Annotated in this window: 19 protein-coding genes; 18 read left to right on the forward strand and 1 reads right to left on the reverse strand. The window is 34.2% G+C overall.

The annotated features are described in order from the left end of the window. Window positions 1-331: 331 nt before the first annotated feature. The 7 genes from ACFQ18_RS07715 to ACFQ18_RS07745 all read left to right on the forward strand — a co-directional run bounded on the left by ACFQ18_RS07715 (window position 332) and on the right by ACFQ18_RS07745 (window position 5,928). A complete protein-coding gene (locus tag ACFQ18_RS07715; protein ID WP_165589205.1) occupies window positions 332-952 on the forward strand; it encodes a stage V sporulation protein AA in 621 nt (206 codons plus the stop codon). Beyond that, window positions 930-1,361, forward strand: coding sequence for a stage V sporulation protein AB (locus tag ACFQ18_RS07720; RefSeq protein ID WP_047183900.1), 432 nt, complete (start codon window positions 930-932; stop codon window positions 1,359-1,361). Before ACFQ18_RS07715 ends, ACFQ18_RS07720 begins: the two co-directional genes overlap by 23 nt. 21 nt (window positions 1,362-1,382) lie before the next feature. Further along, window positions 1,383-2,864 carry a spore germination protein gene (locus ACFQ18_RS07725; RefSeq protein ID WP_204798097.1) on the forward strand — a complete coding sequence of 494 codons (1,482 nt, stop codon included), beginning with the start codon at window positions 1,383-1,385 and terminating at the stop codon, window positions 2,862-2,864. An 83-nt stretch (window positions 2,865-2,947) separates the two neighbouring features. Further along, window positions 2,948-4,255: a diaminopimelate decarboxylase gene (gene lysA, locus ACFQ18_RS07730; protein WP_204798098.1), complete on the forward strand. Its 1,308-nt coding sequence runs from the start codon at window positions 2,948-2,950 to the stop codon at window positions 4,253-4,255. 67 nt (window positions 4,256-4,322) lie between these two features. Then, complete coding sequence (locus ACFQ18_RS07735) at window positions 4,323-4,760, forward strand: peptidylprolyl isomerase (RefSeq protein ID WP_047184979.1); 438 nt, start codon at window positions 4,323-4,325, stop codon at window positions 4,758-4,760. Between the two features lie 9 nt (window positions 4,761-4,769). Continuing rightward, window positions 4,770-5,228 (forward strand): M50 family metallopeptidase, encoded by a 459-nt coding sequence (locus ACFQ18_RS07740; protein ID WP_047184980.1) that lies wholly within the window; start codon window positions 4,770-4,772, stop codon window positions 5,226-5,228. A 325-nt stretch (window positions 5,229-5,553) separates the two neighbouring features. Continuing rightward, window positions 5,554-5,928 carry a GNAT family N-acetyltransferase gene (locus ACFQ18_RS07745; protein ID WP_204798099.1) on the forward strand — a complete coding sequence of 125 codons (375 nt, stop codon included), beginning with the start codon at window positions 5,554-5,556 and terminating at the stop codon, window positions 5,926-5,928. A gap of 152 nt (window positions 5,929-6,080) precedes the next feature. On the opposite strand, the gene ACFQ18_RS07750 is transcribed toward ACFQ18_RS07745, so the two are convergent. Next, window positions 6,081-6,164, reverse strand: coding sequence for a YjcZ family sporulation protein (locus ACFQ18_RS07750; protein WP_060668722.1), 84 nt, complete (start codon window positions 6,162-6,164; stop codon window positions 6,081-6,083). Window positions 6,165-6,308: 144 nt separating this feature from the next. Between ACFQ18_RS07750 and ACFQ18_RS07755 the strand changes: the two genes are divergently transcribed. The 11 genes from ACFQ18_RS07755 to ACFQ18_RS07805 all read left to right on the forward strand — a co-directional run bounded on the left by ACFQ18_RS07755 (window position 6,309) and on the right by ACFQ18_RS07805 (window position 17,166). Continuing rightward, window positions 6,309-7,046 carry a segregation/condensation protein A gene (locus tag ACFQ18_RS07755; protein WP_047185118.1) on the forward strand — a complete coding sequence of 246 codons (738 nt, stop codon included), beginning with the start codon at window positions 6,309-6,311 and terminating at the stop codon, window positions 7,044-7,046. 2 nt (window positions 7,047-7,048) lie between these two features. Beyond that, window positions 7,049-7,642 (forward strand): SMC-Scp complex subunit ScpB, encoded by a 594-nt coding sequence (gene scpB, locus ACFQ18_RS07760; protein ID WP_047184982.1) that lies wholly within the window; start codon window positions 7,049-7,051, stop codon window positions 7,640-7,642. A gap of 143 nt (window positions 7,643-7,785) precedes the next feature. Beyond that, the gene (locus ACFQ18_RS07765; protein WP_047184983.1) at window positions 7,786-8,913 is read left to right on the forward strand and encodes a D-alanyl-D-alanine carboxypeptidase family protein; all 1,128 of its coding nucleotides are present in this window, start codon (window positions 7,786-7,788) and stop codon (window positions 8,911-8,913) included. A gap of 6 nt (window positions 8,914-8,919) precedes the next feature. Continuing rightward, window positions 8,920-9,507 carry a nucleoside recognition domain-containing protein gene (locus tag ACFQ18_RS07770; RefSeq protein WP_047184984.1) on the forward strand — a complete coding sequence of 196 codons (588 nt, stop codon included), beginning with the start codon at window positions 8,920-8,922 and terminating at the stop codon, window positions 9,505-9,507. Further along, window positions 9,507-10,037: a spore maturation protein gene (locus tag ACFQ18_RS07775; RefSeq protein WP_060668725.1), complete on the forward strand. Its 531-nt coding sequence runs from the start codon at window positions 9,507-9,509 to the stop codon at window positions 10,035-10,037. The genes ACFQ18_RS07770 and ACFQ18_RS07775 overlap by 1 nt, the downstream gene beginning before the upstream one ends. Before the next feature lie 76 nt (window positions 10,038-10,113). Next, complete coding sequence (locus ACFQ18_RS07780; protein WP_047184986.1) at window positions 10,114-10,851, forward strand: pseudouridine synthase; 738 nt, start codon at window positions 10,114-10,116, stop codon at window positions 10,849-10,851. 67 nt (window positions 10,852-10,918) lie between these two features. Further along, window positions 10,919-11,491, forward strand: a complete 573-nt coding sequence (gene resA / locus ACFQ18_RS07785) for a thiol-disulfide oxidoreductase ResA (protein WP_204798100.1) — start codon at window positions 10,919-10,921, stop codon at window positions 11,489-11,491. A gap of 164 nt (window positions 11,492-11,655) precedes the next feature. Further along, window positions 11,656-13,305, forward strand: coding sequence for a cytochrome c biogenesis protein ResB (gene resB, locus ACFQ18_RS07790; RefSeq protein WP_204798101.1), 1,650 nt, complete (start codon window positions 11,656-11,658; stop codon window positions 13,303-13,305). Window positions 13,306-13,337: 32 nt separating this feature from the next. Next, window positions 13,338-14,528: a c-type cytochrome biogenesis protein CcsB gene (gene ccsB / locus ACFQ18_RS07795; protein ID WP_047184989.1), complete on the forward strand. Its 1,191-nt coding sequence runs from the start codon at window positions 13,338-13,340 to the stop codon at window positions 14,526-14,528. Window positions 14,529-14,677: 149 nt separating this feature from the next. After that, window positions 14,678-15,394 carry a response regulator transcription factor gene (locus ACFQ18_RS07800; RefSeq protein ID WP_047184990.1) on the forward strand — a complete coding sequence of 239 codons (717 nt, stop codon included), beginning with the start codon at window positions 14,678-14,680 and terminating at the stop codon, window positions 15,392-15,394. Beyond that, the gene (locus ACFQ18_RS07805) at window positions 15,394-17,166 is read left to right on the forward strand and encodes an ATP-binding protein (protein WP_047184991.1); all 1,773 of its coding nucleotides are present in this window, start codon (window positions 15,394-15,396) and stop codon (window positions 17,164-17,166) included. The genes ACFQ18_RS07800 and ACFQ18_RS07805 overlap by 1 nt, the downstream gene beginning before the upstream one ends. Window positions 17,167-17,290: the final 124 nt, after the last annotated feature.

The raw sequence follows: 17,290 nt of genomic DNA on the forward strand, positions 1-17,290 counted from the left end.
AAGGCTTAAAAACCATCACATCTGTGGTGGTTTTTTTCTGTACATCCAGCTCCAGCGCTAAAGCCGTAGCGAGACTTCCTTTATCTCCTACGGAAGTGGAATGTCCGATTAAAACCGCCGCTTTGCGCGGCAACATCGGACCACCTGGCATGGCTAGGCGCAGTCCGTACGTCGCTACGAAGCACAAGACGTGCGAGTACAGGCGTTGCGACAGGACGTCGCGTTTTTAGCCTGAAATAGCGCTTGCGCTTTTGTATTAATTTCTTTTGATAAAAAGTCTTTACTTGGTAAAACTAAACGTACAGTTCATTTAATTAAGGATGGGATGACCTTGACGAACATTGTATATTTACGAATGAAAAAAAATGCCAACTTCCCTAACTTATGTGAAATTTTTTTAAAAGACATTGCTTATGTTTCAACAGCTGACACTTCATTAAAGAAGAAATTAGAAAATACACCAATTTATCGCCTAACGAAAAAGGATAAAAATTTAGTAGTAATCGATAGTTTTTTATTAATAGAACATTTAACTAAAAGTTATGAAGATGTAGAGATTCAACTTGTAGGACCAAATCAGAGCATTGTTAGAGTAATTTCGAGTAAAAAAACCAATTCCGTCTTCCTTGTAGCATGCGTGTGGCTTGTATTGTTTATTGGTACTGCGATGACAATTATGAACTTTCATTATGATGTTAGTATGCAGGAAGTGCAACAAAAGCTTCATCTATTATTAACTGGTGAAGAAAACGAATTTCCATTATGGATTCAAATACCTTATTCCATAGGATTAGGCTTAGGAACAATCCTTTTTTTTAATCACTGGTTTAATAAACGCTTTAATGAAGAACCAAGTCCACTAGAAGTTGAAATTTTTAACTATCAACAAGACCTTGATAATTATTTGAGTCATAAAGAAAATAGTTTAAATGTTAGAGAACCTTCTAATTAATTTTATTCAAGTCCTTATTGGTTTTAGTGGAGGTCTTGCTGTAGGTGGTGGATTTGTTGCTTTTATAACGGTATTAAAAATTATCCCAAGGTTATTACAACTAACAAAATCTTATAAGCTAATCAAATTTTACACCGCTTGTGTGGTTCTTGGTTTAATTATGGGATCATACTTATCTTTTGCCAATGTTAATCTAAATCAACCCGTACTCATTTTAGTGGTTTGGGGATTATTTCATGGGATCTTCAATGGAATGCTTGCCGCTGCACTGACAGAGGTATTAAATGTTTTTCCAGTTATAACAAGAAGAATACGCCTAGAAAATAGTCTGCTTATTCTACTCATGGCTATTATGTTTGGTAAGATAGTTGGTTCGTTATTTCAATGGACTATTTTGGTTAGGTTGTAATGAGAGTGGAGTGTTTAAACGATGAAGAAGAAAAATGATAAAATGCCCGTGTCGGCTAATATAATTCGCAACCAAGAATACATGGAAAAAAGAATAGGTATAAATGTCTCTTTCGACGTAGGTTTTCGAGAATTTATTATATTAAAAAAGAAAGTTCAACTTTATTATGTAAATGGATTGTGTGATACATCAACAATACAAGAACTTTTGGAAATTATGATTGGAATTAATGATGTTGAAAGTAATAAGAAAAAGTTACCTGAAATCATCGAGAATCGTTTAATCCATCAGCAAGTAGAAGCGGTAAATACGATGGATGAGGTAGTTGACCAAGTTTTATCGGGATTGGTTGCTTTTTTTGTAGATGGTGAAAAGCAAGCTTTTATCGTTGATGTTAGAACGTATCCGGGAAGGACACCAGAAGAACCAGACACTGAGAAAGTGATTCGCGGATCGAGGGACGGTTATACCGAAAATATTATCGAAAATACTGCTTTAACACGTAGAAGAATACGGGATGAACGATTACGTAATGAAATGCTAAAGGTTGGAGAACGTTCAAAAACTGATGTATGTATTAGCTATGTCCAAGATATAGCGGATGACGATTTAGTTGATTTAATTAAAGAAAAAGTGGAGTCTATTGAAGTTGATGGAATTGCAATGGCAGATAAGGCAGTTGATGAATTTTTTAGTGATAAAAAATGGAACCCTTATCCATTAGTAAGATATACAGAAAGACCTGATGTAGCTGTAAGCCATTTGCTGGAAGGACATGTTATTGTTATGGTAGACACATCCCCAAGTGTCATTATCATACCAACAACTTTTTTCCATCATATGCAGCATGCCGAAGAATATAGGCAGACCCCCTCTGTTGGTACGTTTATACGTCTTATACGTTATTTAGCTGTGTTTATGTCATTGTATCTTTTACCATTATGGTTGCTGTTTGTTTTAGACCCTACTTTATTGCCTAAAGAGCTGTCGTATATTGGACCAAATGAAGAAGGTAATATTCCAATATTAGTACAAATCATTTTAGCAGAATTAGGAATCGAATTTTTAAGAATGGCTGCGATTCATACGCCAACACCATTAGCAACTTCTATGGGGTTAATTGCGGCAGTATTAATTGGTCAAATCGCAATAGATGTAGGAATGCTCAGCGCAGAAGTTATTCTTTACGTGTCAATAAGTGCGATAGGTACTTATGTTACATCTAGCTATGAGCTTAGTATTGCGAATAAGCTGGCAGGTTTATTTTTAATTTTAGGAGCAGGTTTCTTTGGTGTGAAAGGTTTTGTTATTGCATTCTTGATTCATATAATGTATTTGATAAACTTGCAATCACTAAAAACACCTTACCTATGGCCTTTCCTTCCTTTCAATGCAAAGGCAATGTTTAATATTATCTTTAGGATTCCGGTTCCTTATTCTAATAAGAGACCAAGAATTGTACATCCGAAGAATACTTATAGACAACCAATGAAAAAGGGCTAACCATGTCGTTAGCTCTTTCGTTTTTTGTCTATGTGTGTTAAAGTATTTTTATATTTTTACGTATAATCGGGGGAATAAAAATTATGATTACGGAGTACCATCCTTTTCCTATAAATAAAAATGGTCACCTTGAAATAGGTGGTATGGATACAGTCGAATTAGCAGAAAAATATGGAACACCCCTTTATGTTTACGATGTCTCCATGATAAGAAAAAATGCAAGATCATTTGTGGAAACCTTCGAAAGACTAGGAGTACAAGCGAAAGTTGCATATGCAAGTAAGGCATTTTCTTCTATAGCAATGCTGCAAGTAGCAAAGCAAGAAAACCTATGTCTTGATGTAGTTTCAGAGGGAGAACTTTACACAGCTTTACTAGCTGATTTTCCAGTAGAGAAAATACATTTGCACGGAAATAATAAAAGCTTAGACGAAATTACGATGGCGATCAAACATGATATCGGCTGTATTGTAATCGATAATTTCTATGATATAGAATTAATTGAACAAGTAACAAAAGTATACGGTAAAAAAGTTAATGTATTAATCCGAGTTACACCAGGGGTTGAATCTCATACGCATGAATACATCATGACAGGTAATGAAGATTCAAAGTTTGGATTTGACTTACAAAATGGTCAAGCAGAAGAAGCTTTCCAAAAATTATTAAATCACGAAACCATTCATTTTAGAGGACTTCATTGTCATATAGGTTCTCAAATATTCGAAACAGATGGATTTAAGGTTGCAGTAGATCTATTATTTGAAGAACTAGGTAAGTGGAAAGAGCGTTATAACTATACACCTGAAGTTTTAAATTTAGGTGGGGGGTTTGGGATTAGATACACGAAGGAAGATCAGCCTTTACCCTATAATATTTATGTTGAAGAGTTAATCAAGTCAGTTAGAAACCAAGTAAATTTATTGAATATATCAATGCCAGAGATTTGGATTGAACCTGGTAGAGCAATCGTTGGGAATACTGGTATTACATTATATACAATTGGTTCTATGAAAAATATTCCTGATATTCGTAAATATGTATCAGTTAACGGTGGGATGACAGATAATATTAGACCCGCATTATACCAAGCAAAATATGATGCAGTAATTGCTAATAAAGCAAATCAACCGGTAACAGAAGAAGTGTCTATCGCCGGTAAAGCTTGTGAATCGGGGGATATGTTAATTTGGGACCTATCTGTACCTAATGTAGAACATGGTGATATATTAGCTGTTTTTTCAACAGGTGCATATAACTACTCGATGGCAAGTCATTATAATAGAATTCCTAATGCAGCAGTCGTCTTCGTAGAGAATGGCGTAGATAAATTGGTAGTAAAACGCGAAACGATGGAAGATGTTGTGAGAAATGATTTATCCTACCTATAACGTGGGATGACTATCAATTATATTAGTGATAGAATAGACATGATTAACAGAAAAAGGAGATTGTAAAATGGCTAAAAAAGGATATATTTTAATGGAAAACGGAAATAAAATTGAATTCGATTTATTTCCAGAAGAGGCACCTGGAACAGTAGCGAACTTTGAAAAACTTGCTAACGAAAACTTTTATGATGGTTTAACTTTCCACCGTGTCATTCCTGGTTTCGTAAGTCAAGGTGGTTGTCCAATTGGTAATGGAACTGGAAATGCTGGCTATACAATTAAATGTGAGACAGATAATAACCCCCATAAACACGAAGAAGGTTCACTATCGATGGCGCATGCGGGAAGAGACACTGGAAGTTGCCAATTCTTTATAGTACATGAACCCCAACCACATTTAGATGGCGTTCATACTGTATTTGGAAAAGTTACTTCTGGAATCGAACACGCTAAAGCAATGAAAAATGGAGATGTCATGAAAGAAGTTAAAGTTTATTCTGAGTAAGTTATTGTGATGAATTTAATCCAGATAATATTCATTTTAGTATTAATTATTGCACCTTTAAGTACGTTTTTTCATGAATTTGGCCATGCTATTGCGGCAAGAACGCTCAAAGCTAATGAGATTACGTTAAAAATGGGTAAAGGGAAAAGATTAGTAGCAATAACACTACTGGATTTAAACATCGAAATCCATTCTCTCTTTTTTATAGGTGGGCACACAATAAGTAAACGATATCCATACTATAAAAAGAGGGAATTAATTTACATTTCATTATTGGGTCCACTTTCAAATGGGATTATTGCGTTATTATTATATTTTTATTTGAGTTATGAAGTAAATTTATACATAGAGTTAAGCTTTTGGTTTAATATTTGGTTGTTTACTATGAATATAATCCCGATACACATGAATAATAAGTACACAGATGGGTATATTGTGTATAAATTAATATCTGAAGGGCAAAAATAGATAGATACTAATTCTTTTTTACTTCTTAGGTTCATTTGACAAAATGCATATTTAATGCAATAAATATATATATACTTTTCAATAGTCAATTATGGCTTTAAGAAAAATAACTCTATTAGAGGATGTTCAAAACGCTCTATTAGTGCGTGTTCAACAGGAGGATGGAAAGGACCGAGGTCAGCTAAATGCGCAACGTCCTATTACTACGCTTCTCCTACATAGGGGGGATACCGACGTTAGCTGCAAAGGTTGTCTGTACGTCGCAGTATCTTTCTCACCGATCTTTTTGAACAACCTTTATTAGTCTTTATTAAGAGGGGTCTTTATGTTAATTCGTTTTAAAAAGAATATGGAAAAAATTGCCATGGGATTATTGTCATTTATGCCAGATGTAAAAAATGATGTGAAAAAATTACAGAATACAATTAAAGAATATGAGTCCAATCCTGATTGGAATCTTTATTTATGGAAAGAGGACGATGATGTCTTAGGTGCAGCTGGTATTCGGTTAGAAAATAATTGCATTATTATCCAACATGTTTCCGTTAATCCGTCCCATCGGAATCTAGGGATAGGGAAGAAAATGATAAATGAACTAATTAAACTTTATGACGGAGAACATAAAGTTTTACCTAGTGATGACGTCCAAGAGTTCTATCTTAAATGTAAAGATAATCATATTCAAAATGAAGAACAATAAAAGCCAGCCCATCACTGAGGGCTGGCTTAAAACTTGGCGGATAGAATAATATAAATATTTCTGCTTAATGTCTAGCTCCAGCACCCAGCGACTAGCGAGACTTCCTTCACCGTACGTTGCTAAACGGGCGCTTACGCTTTTCTTAATATATTTTAGAACCAAGCGGCACCAACAATGATTAGAAGAATAAACAATACAACGATTAACGCGAATCCTCCGCTATATCCATGACTCATAAACAAATTCCTCCTTTTTTCTTCTTCAACAAATGTTTTATAAACATTTGTCTTACATTAATAACTTATGTTGGTATTTACCATGTTGTATGGGCGAATAGCACGAAAACTTAAAATTGCAACTAAAGAGAGGTAAGAAATATGGTGAACCAAGCCTACGAAGTAAAGTTAGATGTCTTTGAAGGACCACTAGATTTATTGCTACATTTAATAAATAAATATGAGATAGATATCTATGACATCCCGATGGCTGAAATCACAAAACAATATTTGGATTATATACATACGATGAAATATTTAGAGTTAAATATTGCAAGTGAGTATTTAGTGATGGCCTCGACTCTTGTTGCTATTAAAAGTCAAATGTTATTACCAAAACAGGAAATAGTTGATGAAACGGATGAATACGTAGAAGACCCGAGAGAAGAATTAATGAATCGGTTAATTGAATATCGGAAATATAAACAAGCAGCGGAAAAATTAAAAGAAAGAGAAGAAGAAGCCATTCATACGTATACAAGGCCACCTGTTGTATTTGACGAACTAATACAGGATAAAACAACAGTTTCTAAAGGGAATGTATCGGTATATGACATGATCAATGCGTTAGGTAAAATGTTTCAAAGAAAGAAATGGGATCAACCACTTGATACGAAGGTTAGTAGAGCGGAGATTCCAATTGAACAGCGAATGAAGGATGTATTAAAAATGGTGAAAAAATCTCATCATGGTGTTGCTTTTGATCAATTATTTCCATATCCTTCTAAAACGCACATTGTTATTACTTTCATTGCTATATTAGAATTAATGAAAGTTCATGAGGTTTATTGTAAACAAAAACAACATTTTGATACGTTATATGTATTTTCTATGGAGGAATAATTTTGGAAGTTACAGAATGGAAGGCTGTTGTTGAAGGTTTAATTTTTGCAAGTGGTGATGACGGAATAACAGTCAAACAATTGAAGAATATTTTAAATATCACGGATGAAATGATTGCCCACTTAATTGAAGAATTGAAATACGATTATGAACGAATAGATCGAGGTATCATGATGATGGAATCAAAGGGTGTACTTCATCTTACCACGAAACCTGAGCATAGTGAATTTTATAAAAAGCTGTTGGAAACACCAAATTCCAATCGAATGTCTCAAGCAGCACTTGAAACTTTAGCAATCATTGCCTATAGACAACCAATTACAAAAGCTGAAATTGAAGAATTACGTGGAGTTAAGAGTGATCGTCCGCTTCAATCCCTTGTAGCGAAATCGTTAATTGAAGAAATCGGAAGAAAAGATAGTGTTGGTAGACCTATCTTGTATGGAACAAGTAAAGATTTCCTTACTTATTTCGGTTTAACTTCACTAGAGGAGTTACCCTCTCTTCCGGATGAAGTTTCCGATTCGAGTGAAGTGAATCAAGAAGCGGATTTATTTTTTGAACATTTTAATGAAGAACTGAATAAGAATGAATGATGAATCCATACATTAAATTTTAATGTATGGATTTTTTGGTAGGTAGGATTTATCACATTAACATTAAATAAGAAAATTGCTCATATCACTTCATTTGATGCATAAAATGTATGGATACCATACACGTGGGAGGACAACCAAAAATGAAAATAAAGATTTTATTACTAACCGTAATATTCTTTGCTGCTAATTTGCTAATCTCTACAAATGGACAAGCAGCTTCTGCCGCACCGGGTGTATCAGCAAATAATGCTGTATTAATAGAACAATCAACTGGACGAGTATTATTCGAAAAAGATGCACATTCCCAAGAATCCATCGCCAGTATTACTAAAATTATGACGGCAATTATTGCAATTGAATCAGGAAAAATGAAAGAAAAAGTGACTGTAAGTAGAGAAGCAATTTATACAGAGGGGTCCTCTATTTATTTAGAACAAGGTGAAAAAATGACGCTAGAGGATTTAGTTTATGGGTTAATGCTTCGGTCTGGTAATGATGCCGCGGTGGCAATTGCCGAGCATGTTGGAGGTAGTTTAGATGGATTTGTCTACCTCATGAATGAAAAGGCAAAATGGTTAGGAATGGAAAATACTCATTTCGATAACCCACATGGTCTTGATTCTGATAATCATTATTCTAGTGCATATGATATGGCGATATTAACGCAATATGCGATGAATAATGAGAAGTATAGAGAAATATCAGGCACTACTTCTTATAAATCAGATGGAAGAACATACAGTTGGATAAACAAAAATAAATTATTAACTCAGTATTATGAATATTGTACAGGTGGAAAAACCGGTTTTACAAAGAAAACGGGAAGGACACTTGTTTCAACAGCTAGTAAAGACGGTATGGATTTAATTGCCGTCACGTTAAATGCACCTGATGATTGGAAAGATCATATGTCCTTATACGAATGGGGTTTTGAAAATTTTGATATGAAAACATTAACAGACAAAGGAGAAGTAAAATTTAATTTAATAGACTTAAATAAAAGTCAAATAGGATTTTTACGAGATAAAATTCATTATCCGTTATCCGACGATGAAGAGGATATCGTAACATTTAAGAATTATATTTTAAAAGATGTTGATACATCATCAGGAGATAACATAATCGGAAAAAAAGTATTCTACTTAAATGATAAAGAAATTACAGAAACACCAATATATGCGGTTGAAGACTCTGTTTCATCAGATGCAAATAAGAAATCATTCATGTCAGAAATCCTCTCATTTTATAAAAAAGTAACAGGGATGTAGATATATATGGTTAATTTAATATGGGCATTTATGGCAATAGTTGGTATTATTTATGCGATGTTTAATGGAACGATGGAAGAAGTCAACAAAGCTCTATTTGAAAGCGCGGATGAAGCTGTAAAACTATCTATTGGGTTAATTAGTATTCTAGTGTTTTGGTTAGGGATTATGAAAATAGCAGAGGAAGCAGGTATATTAAGAGTGCTTGCAAAACTGTTACGTCCGATTGTAGTAAAAATATTTCCAGAGATTCCGAAAGATCATCCAGCAATGGGGTACATTTTATCCAATTTTACAGCGAATATATTTGGTCTAGGAAATGCAGCCACACCACTTGGAATAAAAGCAATGGAAGAGATGAAAAAATTAAGCGGAACAGAAACTGCAACACGTTCCATGATCACATTTTTAGCTATAAACACTGCAGGCTTAACCTTAATTCCATCAACAGTAATCGCCATTCGGATGCAATACAACTCCAGTTCACCTACTGAAATTGTTGGTACTACTATTATTGCTTCCGCCGCTGCATTAACTAGTGCATTATTATTGGACCGTTTCTTTTATTACAGAAGCCTTAGGAGGAAGGAATGATGGGAATTGTCACTACTATAAGCACTTGGCTTATTCCTTGCTTTTTATTATTAGTCCTAGGAGTTGCACAGTGGAAAAAGCTTCCATCATACGAATTATTCGTTGAAGGAGGAAAGGAAGGTGTTCAATTAGCATTTTCTTTACTTCCTTTTTTAGTTGGAATGTTGGTCGCCATCTCTATTTTAAGGAGTTCCGGGGCCTTGGATGCATCTATTGGTTTAATTGCTCCCATACTAACTGCAATAGGAATTCCCCCGGATATTGTCCCATTAGCACTTGTTAGACCCATTTCCGGAAATGCAGCCTTGGGGGTTACTTCCGAATTAATTGCAACACATGGACCTGATTCTTTTATCGGCAGACTTGCGTCAACTATGCAAGGAAGTACAGACACCACTTTGTACATATTAACTGTATATTTTGGTGCGGTAGGGATTAAAAAGATGAGATATGCTGTAAAAGTTGGACTCTTAGCGGATTTAGTTGGTATAATTGCATCAATCATAATTGTTACCCTTATATTTGGGTAATGCTAAAAAGTAGCGTTAACATGATGTTAACGCTATTATTATTTATGAAAATAATAATAATAAGAATGGTGATATAATGACAAACAACTTGGAAAGACTTCAAAAAGTTATAGCTCAAAGTGGAGTAACTTCTAGAAGAAAAGCAGAACAATTAATTTTAGACGGAAAGGTAAAAGTAAACGGAGAAGTGGTAACAGTTTTAGGTACGAAAGTGTCTAACCATGACAAGGTAGAAGTGGAAGGGATTCCGCTCGAAAAAGAGTTGCCAGTTTATTTTCTTATGTATAAACCACGTGGAGTTATCTCTAGTGTTAAAGATGATAAAGGAAGAAAGGTAATTACAGATTTACTTAGTGAAGAAGTAGAGGAACGTGTATTTCCAATAGGAAGGCTAGATTATGATACTTCGGGAATTATCTTACTGACAAACGATGGTGATTTTGCTAACTTACTTATGCATCCAAGACATCAAATTGATAAGGTATATGTAGCTAAAGTAAAAGGAATACTTAAAAAAGCTGATTTAATGCAACTTAAAAAAGGGGTAAAATCCGAAAAAGATTTACTTAAGGCTGTAGATTATAGAATTGTATCAACAGATAAAAAGGCAGAAACTACGGTTATTGAACTAACGCTTCATGAAGGGAAAAATAGGCATGTAAGAAGAATGATGGAAGGGTTAGGTTTCCCTGTAGTTAAATTAAAGAGAGAAAGATATGGTTTTTTAAATTTAGATGGTTTAAAACGTGGTGAATACCGTCCATTAACTCCTAAAGAGGTTAAACAAATGTATAACTTGGCAAATCAAAATTAAAATGTTGAATTATTGACAAATTTCATCTTCTTAAAAAATGTTATACTCGCATAAGGAGTGATTGAAATTGAGTTTGGAAAATAAAAAAGAGTCAAAGAAAACTAAAAAAAGAAATCGATTAATTTTTCGATCTATCATTTTAGTAGTCTTAATTGGAGCCACTATTTTTGCTATTGTTTCTAATTCTAAAGCAGATAATTCTATTTATCGTGCTGGGGATACCGCTCCAGACTTCCAATTGAAACAGGTAAGTCATAATAATAATTTAGAAAGCGTTCAATTAAGTGATTTAAAGGGAAAAGGGGTAATGCTGAACTTTTGGGGAACTTGGTGTAAGCCATGTGAAGCTGAAATGCCTTATATGGAAACTTTATACCCGGAGTATCATGATAAAGGAATCGAGATTCTCGCGGTTAGTTTAGATAATACGGAATTGGTAATTAACCGCTTTATTGATAAACATGATTTAACGTTCCCAGTATTACACGATACAACTGGTGAAATTAGAGATCTATACAAAGTTGGACCGATTCCAAGTACATTTTTTATTGGTCCAGATGGCAAAATTAAAGAAGTTGTAAATGGAGCACTAACATTAGAAAAGTTAGAGCGATCATTGCAAAATATTTTACCAGAATAAATTACCACGTCTTAACTGGTCGTAACCACCTATTTAAAACTAGAATTATAAGTGGCGGTGGATAGCCAGAAGAGCCCTGATTAGTTCAATTCATATTAAGATGGAAGAAAACTCTACTGAATATGTTGAACTTTACATTATCGATAAAACGTGAGGGATCAATAATGAAACAAATTAAATGTGATTGTGGTCATGTTAATCCATTAGGTACCGTACTTTGTGAATCCTGTGGAAAGCCTATAGAGGAAAACCAACATATTGATGGTAATGAAGGAAAAAAACTATTAAATATGCGTTATGATGGAACAGCAAGGCGATCCAAAACGTATACTAAATCCGTTGTGGATCGAATTTGGAGTTTCTTTTCTTCTGTTAAAGTAGGGGTATGGTTAATTGTCTTAGCTTTAATTGCTTCTATGATTGGTACCATTTTCCCGCAAGAAATGTACATACCTGCAAATACACCAAATCGTGATCCAGCTGTATTCTACGAAAGTCAATACGGTGTGTTGGGTCTTATATACTATCAACTAGGCTTACATAATTTATACTCATCGTGGTGGTATTTGTTACTTATTGCTTTAATTGGGGTATCATTAGTTATTTGTAGTTTAGATAGATTTGTACCACTTTTTAGAGCATTAAGACATCAAAATCCAAAAAAACATCAATCTTTTTTAAGTAGACAACGGTTATATAGCGAAACTGAATCAGCCACTGATGAAGAATTGGAAACGGTAAAAAAACAATTAAAGAAACGTCGTTATAATATTAAAGAGAAAGATGGTTATCTTTTAGCAGAAAAAGGGCGATTCTCTAGGTGGGGGCCATATGTCAACCATATTGGCTTAATCATTATCCTTATAGCAGCTATTTTACGTTCGACCCCATTATTTTTTATGAATGAATATGTTTGGGTACGTGAAGGGGAAACAGAGGTTTTACCTGGTACAAATGGAGAGTATTATGTTGAAAATAAAGACTTTATTTTTGAGACACATGATGAAAATGATGAAAGATTTAAGGACGCTTTAAGTAAAGAAGGAATGGTTGCTAGCAATTATCAAACAGATGTAGTCGTGTATAAAGCAAATCGATCTATTCCCGGTGAAGAACCAGAACTAGAGCCAGTCGTAGAGGATTCCATTCAAATGAATAAACCTTTGAGTTTCGACGGATATGATTTAATTCAATCAGGGTATCAACTAAATGAATTTTCTTCGATGACATTTAAAATACATGAAACATCGGATGCAGACGAGAAATCATTAGGGTCTTTTACAGTTGATTTAAGAAATCCTCAACCTGAATTTGATCTTGGTAATGGCTTTAAAGTTGTTTTGGATCAATTTTATCCAGACTATTATTTAGATGATAATGGGATACCAGCTTCTGAAACCAATTTTCCACGAAATCCTGCTTTTGTATTTTCCGTTTACAGTGAGGATAGTGAAAAACCTGAGGTAAGTTTTGTTGGAATTGGAAGAAATATAGATGGAACAGGGGAAAATAAATATAAGCTAGGTATCGAGGATTTTGAGATGCACGATGTTAGTGGTCTAACATTCAAGTACGATCGATCCTTACCGTTTTTTGGTATTGGTGCAGTTATTTTTATAATTGGTGTCATTCAAGGTATGTATTGGCAACATAGAAGAATATGGATCCATAAGAGAAAAGATGGTTCATTGGTAATGGCAGCCCATACAAATAAAAATTGGTTTGGCTTAAAGAAAGATATAGAAACTGTAACCGAAAATACAAATATTAAAATGGTTGAAGATCAGCAAGAACTTGGCGAAAAAGATAATTAATCTTTCTCGCAGTGATCAAGGAGGAATTTTTTATGGATCTATTAAGTATTAGTAGTACGGCATTATATACAGCTTTCATCTTGTATTTAATTGCCACATTTTTCTTTGGTGCTACTATTAAAGATAAACAAACAGATAATAAGAAAAAAGGATTTTCAGGAAAGATTGCCATCACACTTACGATTATTGGATTCCTAGCACAGCTTGTTTACTTTATAACAAGATGGATTTCAAGTGGACATGCTCCAGTAAGTAATATGTTTGAGTTTCTAACATTTCTAGGAATGGCTTTAGTACTTGGCTTTATTATTCTATATGCATATTATAAACTCAGTTTCTTAGGCTTATTCGCTCTTCCTATTGCCATGATCATTATCGCTTATGCAAGTATGTTTCCAACTGAAATATCACCATTAGTGCCTTCGTTGCAAAGTCACTGGTTATATATACACGTGACAACGGTCGCATTAGGTCAGGGTATTCTTGGGATAAGCTTTGTAGTTGGTTTAATGTACTTGATTAAAGAGGTTGATCAAACTGTAAGAAGTAAAGAAACAACATGGTTGGAAATAGTCATGTATATTTTATTTGTATTCATTGGTTTCATTGTTATTACAACTTCATTTAATTTTATGAACTATAATGCTACTTTTGAGTATGGCCAAGGAAGTAGCGCTGCCACCACCGATTATCATTTACCTGCTATTGCGGCTCCTAACGGTGGTACATTAGTAACGGAAGATGTCATGAAACCATGGTTTGAAACACCTGCTTGGTTCCAAGGTGAAGATGCGGGACGTAAATTTAATACATTAATTTGGTCTGTTATCACAGGAACTGTCATTTATTTGATTACTAGATTGATCTTAAGAAAACGCGTTGGTGCAACTATTCAACCTTTATTAAAAAATATGAAAGCAGATTTATTAGATGAGATAGAGTATCGTTCTGTTGCAATAGGATTTCCAGTTTTTACCTTGGGCGGTTTAATATTTGCTTCGATTTGGGCTGAAATTGCTTGGGGAAGATTTTGGGGCTGGGACCCTAAAGAGGTATGGGCGTTAGTTACATGGTTATTTTTCGCAGCATATTTGCATTTGCGACTATCAAGAGGTTGGCATGGTAAAAAATCCGCTTGGCTTGCTTTGGTAGGTTTCGGAATTATTATGTTTAACCTAATTGTTGTTAACTTAGTGTTAGCTGGATTACATTCTTATGCTTAAAAGTGTACAAGACGAGGTACTTCTAACCTCGTCTGTTTCTTTATAGTGTGTTTTCAAAAAGAGGATGAAAAGGACTTTTTGAACAACCTCTTATACATTTTACTTGCTTTCGTTTATAATTAGTATAATAGAGCTTTAGGGGGATATTTATGTCACAAGAAACAAAAATTTTAATTGCTGATGATGAAGATAGAATTAGAAGATTAATTAGAATGTATTTGGAGCGGGAGGATTATATAATCGAAGAAGCTGATAATGGTAAAGATGCTCTCGAAATGGCATTAGAAAATAACTACCATGTTATTATTTTAGATATCATGATGCCAGAAATGGATGGAATAGAGGTTTGTCAAAAATTAAGAAAAGAAAAATCTACACCGGTAATCATGTTAACTGCTAAAGGGGAAGAGGCGAACCGAGTTCAAGGTTTTGAAGTAGGTGCAGATGATTATATTGTAAAACCATTTAGTCCACGTGAAGCAGTCCTACGTGTTAAAGCATTATTACGAAGAGTAAACGTATCTTCTTTTAATGAACAAGATGTCGTTTCGAAGGATTTATTAGTATTTCCTCATATTACAATTGACTACGATGCACACCGTGTAACTGCAGAAGGGCAGGAAGTTAGTTTAACACCGAAGGAATATGAATTACTATGCTTTTTAGCTAAATCTCCTGATAAAGTTTTCAATCGTGAAGTTTTGCTTAAAGAAGTTTGGCAGTATGAATTTTTTGGAGATTTGAGAACTGTGGATACTCATGTGAAGCGTTTAAGGGAAAAATTGAGTAAGGTTTCTAAAGAAGCAGCAAAAATGATTGTAACGGTATGGGGTGTCGGTTACAAGTTTGAGGTTGATGATAAATAATGTTTTGGCGTAGTGTAGTAGGCAAACTAGCAATAACCATTTTACTGTTAGTTTGCTTTGTGTTATTTATATTATCAATTTTTTTATTACAGTTTTTTGAGAACTTCCACTTGGATGAAGCTGAAACAAGTATGATGAAAACAGCAACTAAAATTTCTTATTTGGTAGATGAACAAGAAGATCATAGTGTAATTCAAGAGACTGTCGATTTAATAAAAGACCCTACTAATCGGGTTGCTATTATTTTTCCGGACGGTGATTTTTGGGTTTCGGAAAGTAATGATAATCATCTTTTTAAATTAGAGGAAGATTGGATTAAGAATGATCCTGAATTAGTGGAAGTGATGACGGAATCAAAGGAATTAAAGAAACAAATTACATTACCAAATAGTGATATGGATGCCATTATTGTCGGAAAACCTGTCTTAAATAATGGTGGTGTTTTTGTTTATCAATCTTTACAGGCAGTAGAGCAAACAAAATTAGAAACTAGAAAAATTATTTATTTAGCCGCCGGTATCGCACTTGTCTTAACTACATTTTTCGCTGTCTTTCTTTCTACGCGTATCACGTCACCGTTAATTAAGATGCGAGAAGCAGCACATGAACTAACCCGAGGTGAGTTTAATACGAAAGTACCGATTTTGACACATGATGAAATTGGTGACCTAGCCATTGAATTCAATCGTATGGGTAGACAACTTAAGTTTCATATAAATGCGCTCAGGCAAGAAAAAGAACAGTTTTCAAGTATTGTAACATCTATGGCCGATGGTGTCGTAACTTTAAATCGAAATGGAGACATGATTGTTATTAATCCTCCAGCAGAGAAATTTTTAGAGAACTGGTACTTTGAACATAATGTAAGTACAAATCTTTCTAATAAACCGCTTCCTGTTGAATTAAAAGAAGTTTTGGAAGAGGTTATTGGTGGGGAGGATAAGGTACTACGTGAAATTGTTATTCAAGGTAGAAACTATGTGATGCTTATGACACCTCTATATGATGGATCACAGGTACGTGGAGCTGTGGCAGTTATTCGTGATATGACCGAAGAAAGACGTTTGGACAAGTTACGAAAAGACTTTATTGCGAATGTATCTCATGAATTAAGAACACCTATATCTATGCTTCAAGGATATAGTGAAGCGATTGTAGATGATATCGCGGAAAGTAAAGAAGAGAAAAATGAACTCGCTAAGATTATTCAAGATGAATCGTTAAGAATGGGTAGATTAGTAAACGAATTACTTGATTTAGCACGTATGGAAGCTGGACATATCCAATTAAATAAAGAAGAAGTAGAAATTCAAGCATTCGTTGAACGAATCTTAAAGAAATTCCAAGGAATTGCAGCGGATAACCAAGTAGAGTTACTATTTGAAAATCATATTAAGAGTAATACTGCCATATTAGATCCCGACCGCGTAGAACAGATTTTCACGAATCTAATTGATAATGCGATTCGCCATACAGATGAAAATGGTTTTGTGAAGGTATCCGTAAAAAATAATGAAAATGAACTGGTTGTATCGATTGAAGACAATGGTAGTGGAATACCTGAAGAAGATTTACCATTTGTTTTCGAAAGGTTCTACAAAGCTGATAAATCAAGAACTAGAAACAAACAGAAAAAAGGAACGGGGCTTGGATTGGCAATTGCTAAGAACATTGTTAATGCGCATAATGGGTCCATAAGTGTTAAAAGTAAACTACATCAAGGTACAACATTTACATTTAATATTCCAAGGGATAAGCAATTCTTCATTTAAAAGGGTTGTTCAAAAAGTCCCGTGAAAATGACCCTTTGATGTTACAAGTCGGCAAGACTCCTTGCTCCTTGAAAAGAAATACATTATTGAACATGCACTTAAATCAATAATCTTGAAGGAAGTG

This window comes from Oceanobacillus caeni (assembly GCF_042678465.1).
GTDB classification, from domain to species: domain Bacteria; phylum Bacillota; class Bacilli; order Bacillales; family Amphibacillaceae; genus Oceanobacillus; species Oceanobacillus caeni.

Excerpts from the sequence above, each read along its gene's own strand:
- ACFQ18_RS07735 (WP_047184979.1), top strand. The coding sequence starts at position 4,323 with ATGGCTAAAAAAGGATATATTTTAATGGAAAACGGAAATAAAATTGAA.
- ccsB (WP_047184989.1), top strand. The coding sequence starts at position 13,338 with ATGGATCTATTAAGTATTAGTAGTACGGCATTATATACAGCTTTCATC.
- ACFQ18_RS07770 (WP_047184984.1), top strand. The coding sequence starts at position 8,920 with ATGGTTAATTTAATATGGGCATTTATGGCAATAGTTGGTATTATTTAT.
- resB (WP_204798101.1), top strand. The coding sequence starts at position 11,656 with ATGAAACAAATTAAATGTGATTGTGGTCATGTTAATCCATTAGGTACC.
- ACFQ18_RS07780 (WP_047184986.1), top strand. The coding sequence starts at position 10,114 with ATGACAAACAACTTGGAAAGACTTCAAAAAGTTATAGCTCAAAGTGGA.
- ACFQ18_RS07720 (WP_047183900.1), top strand. The coding sequence starts at position 930 with ATGTTAGAGAACCTTCTAATTAATTTTATTCAAGTCCTTATTGGTTTT.
- ACFQ18_RS07725 (WP_204798097.1), top strand. The coding sequence starts at position 1,383 with ATGAAGAAGAAAAATGATAAAATGCCCGTGTCGGCTAATATAATTCGC.
- ACFQ18_RS07745 (WP_204798099.1), top strand. The coding sequence starts at position 5,554 with ATGTTAATTCGTTTTAAAAAGAATATGGAAAAAATTGCCATGGGATTA.
- ACFQ18_RS07800 (WP_047184990.1), top strand. The coding sequence starts at position 14,678 with ATGTCACAAGAAACAAAAATTTTAATTGCTGATGATGAAGATAGAATT.
- lysA (WP_204798098.1), top strand. The coding sequence starts at position 2,948 with ATGATTACGGAGTACCATCCTTTTCCTATAAATAAAAATGGTCACCTT.
- ACFQ18_RS07750 (WP_060668722.1), bottom strand. The coding sequence starts at position 6,164 with ATGAGTCATGGATATAGCGGAGGATTCGCGTTAATCGTTGTATTGTTT.
- ACFQ18_RS07805 (WP_047184991.1), top strand. The coding sequence starts at position 15,394 with ATGTTTTGGCGTAGTGTAGTAGGCAAACTAGCAATAACCATTTTACTG.
- ACFQ18_RS07740 (WP_047184980.1), top strand. The coding sequence starts at position 4,770 with ATGAATTTAATCCAGATAATATTCATTTTAGTATTAATTATTGCACCT.
- ACFQ18_RS07775 (WP_060668725.1), top strand. The coding sequence starts at position 9,507 with ATGGGAATTGTCACTACTATAAGCACTTGGCTTATTCCTTGCTTTTTA.
- ACFQ18_RS07765 (WP_047184983.1), top strand. The coding sequence starts at position 7,786 with ATGAAAATAAAGATTTTATTACTAACCGTAATATTCTTTGCTGCTAAT.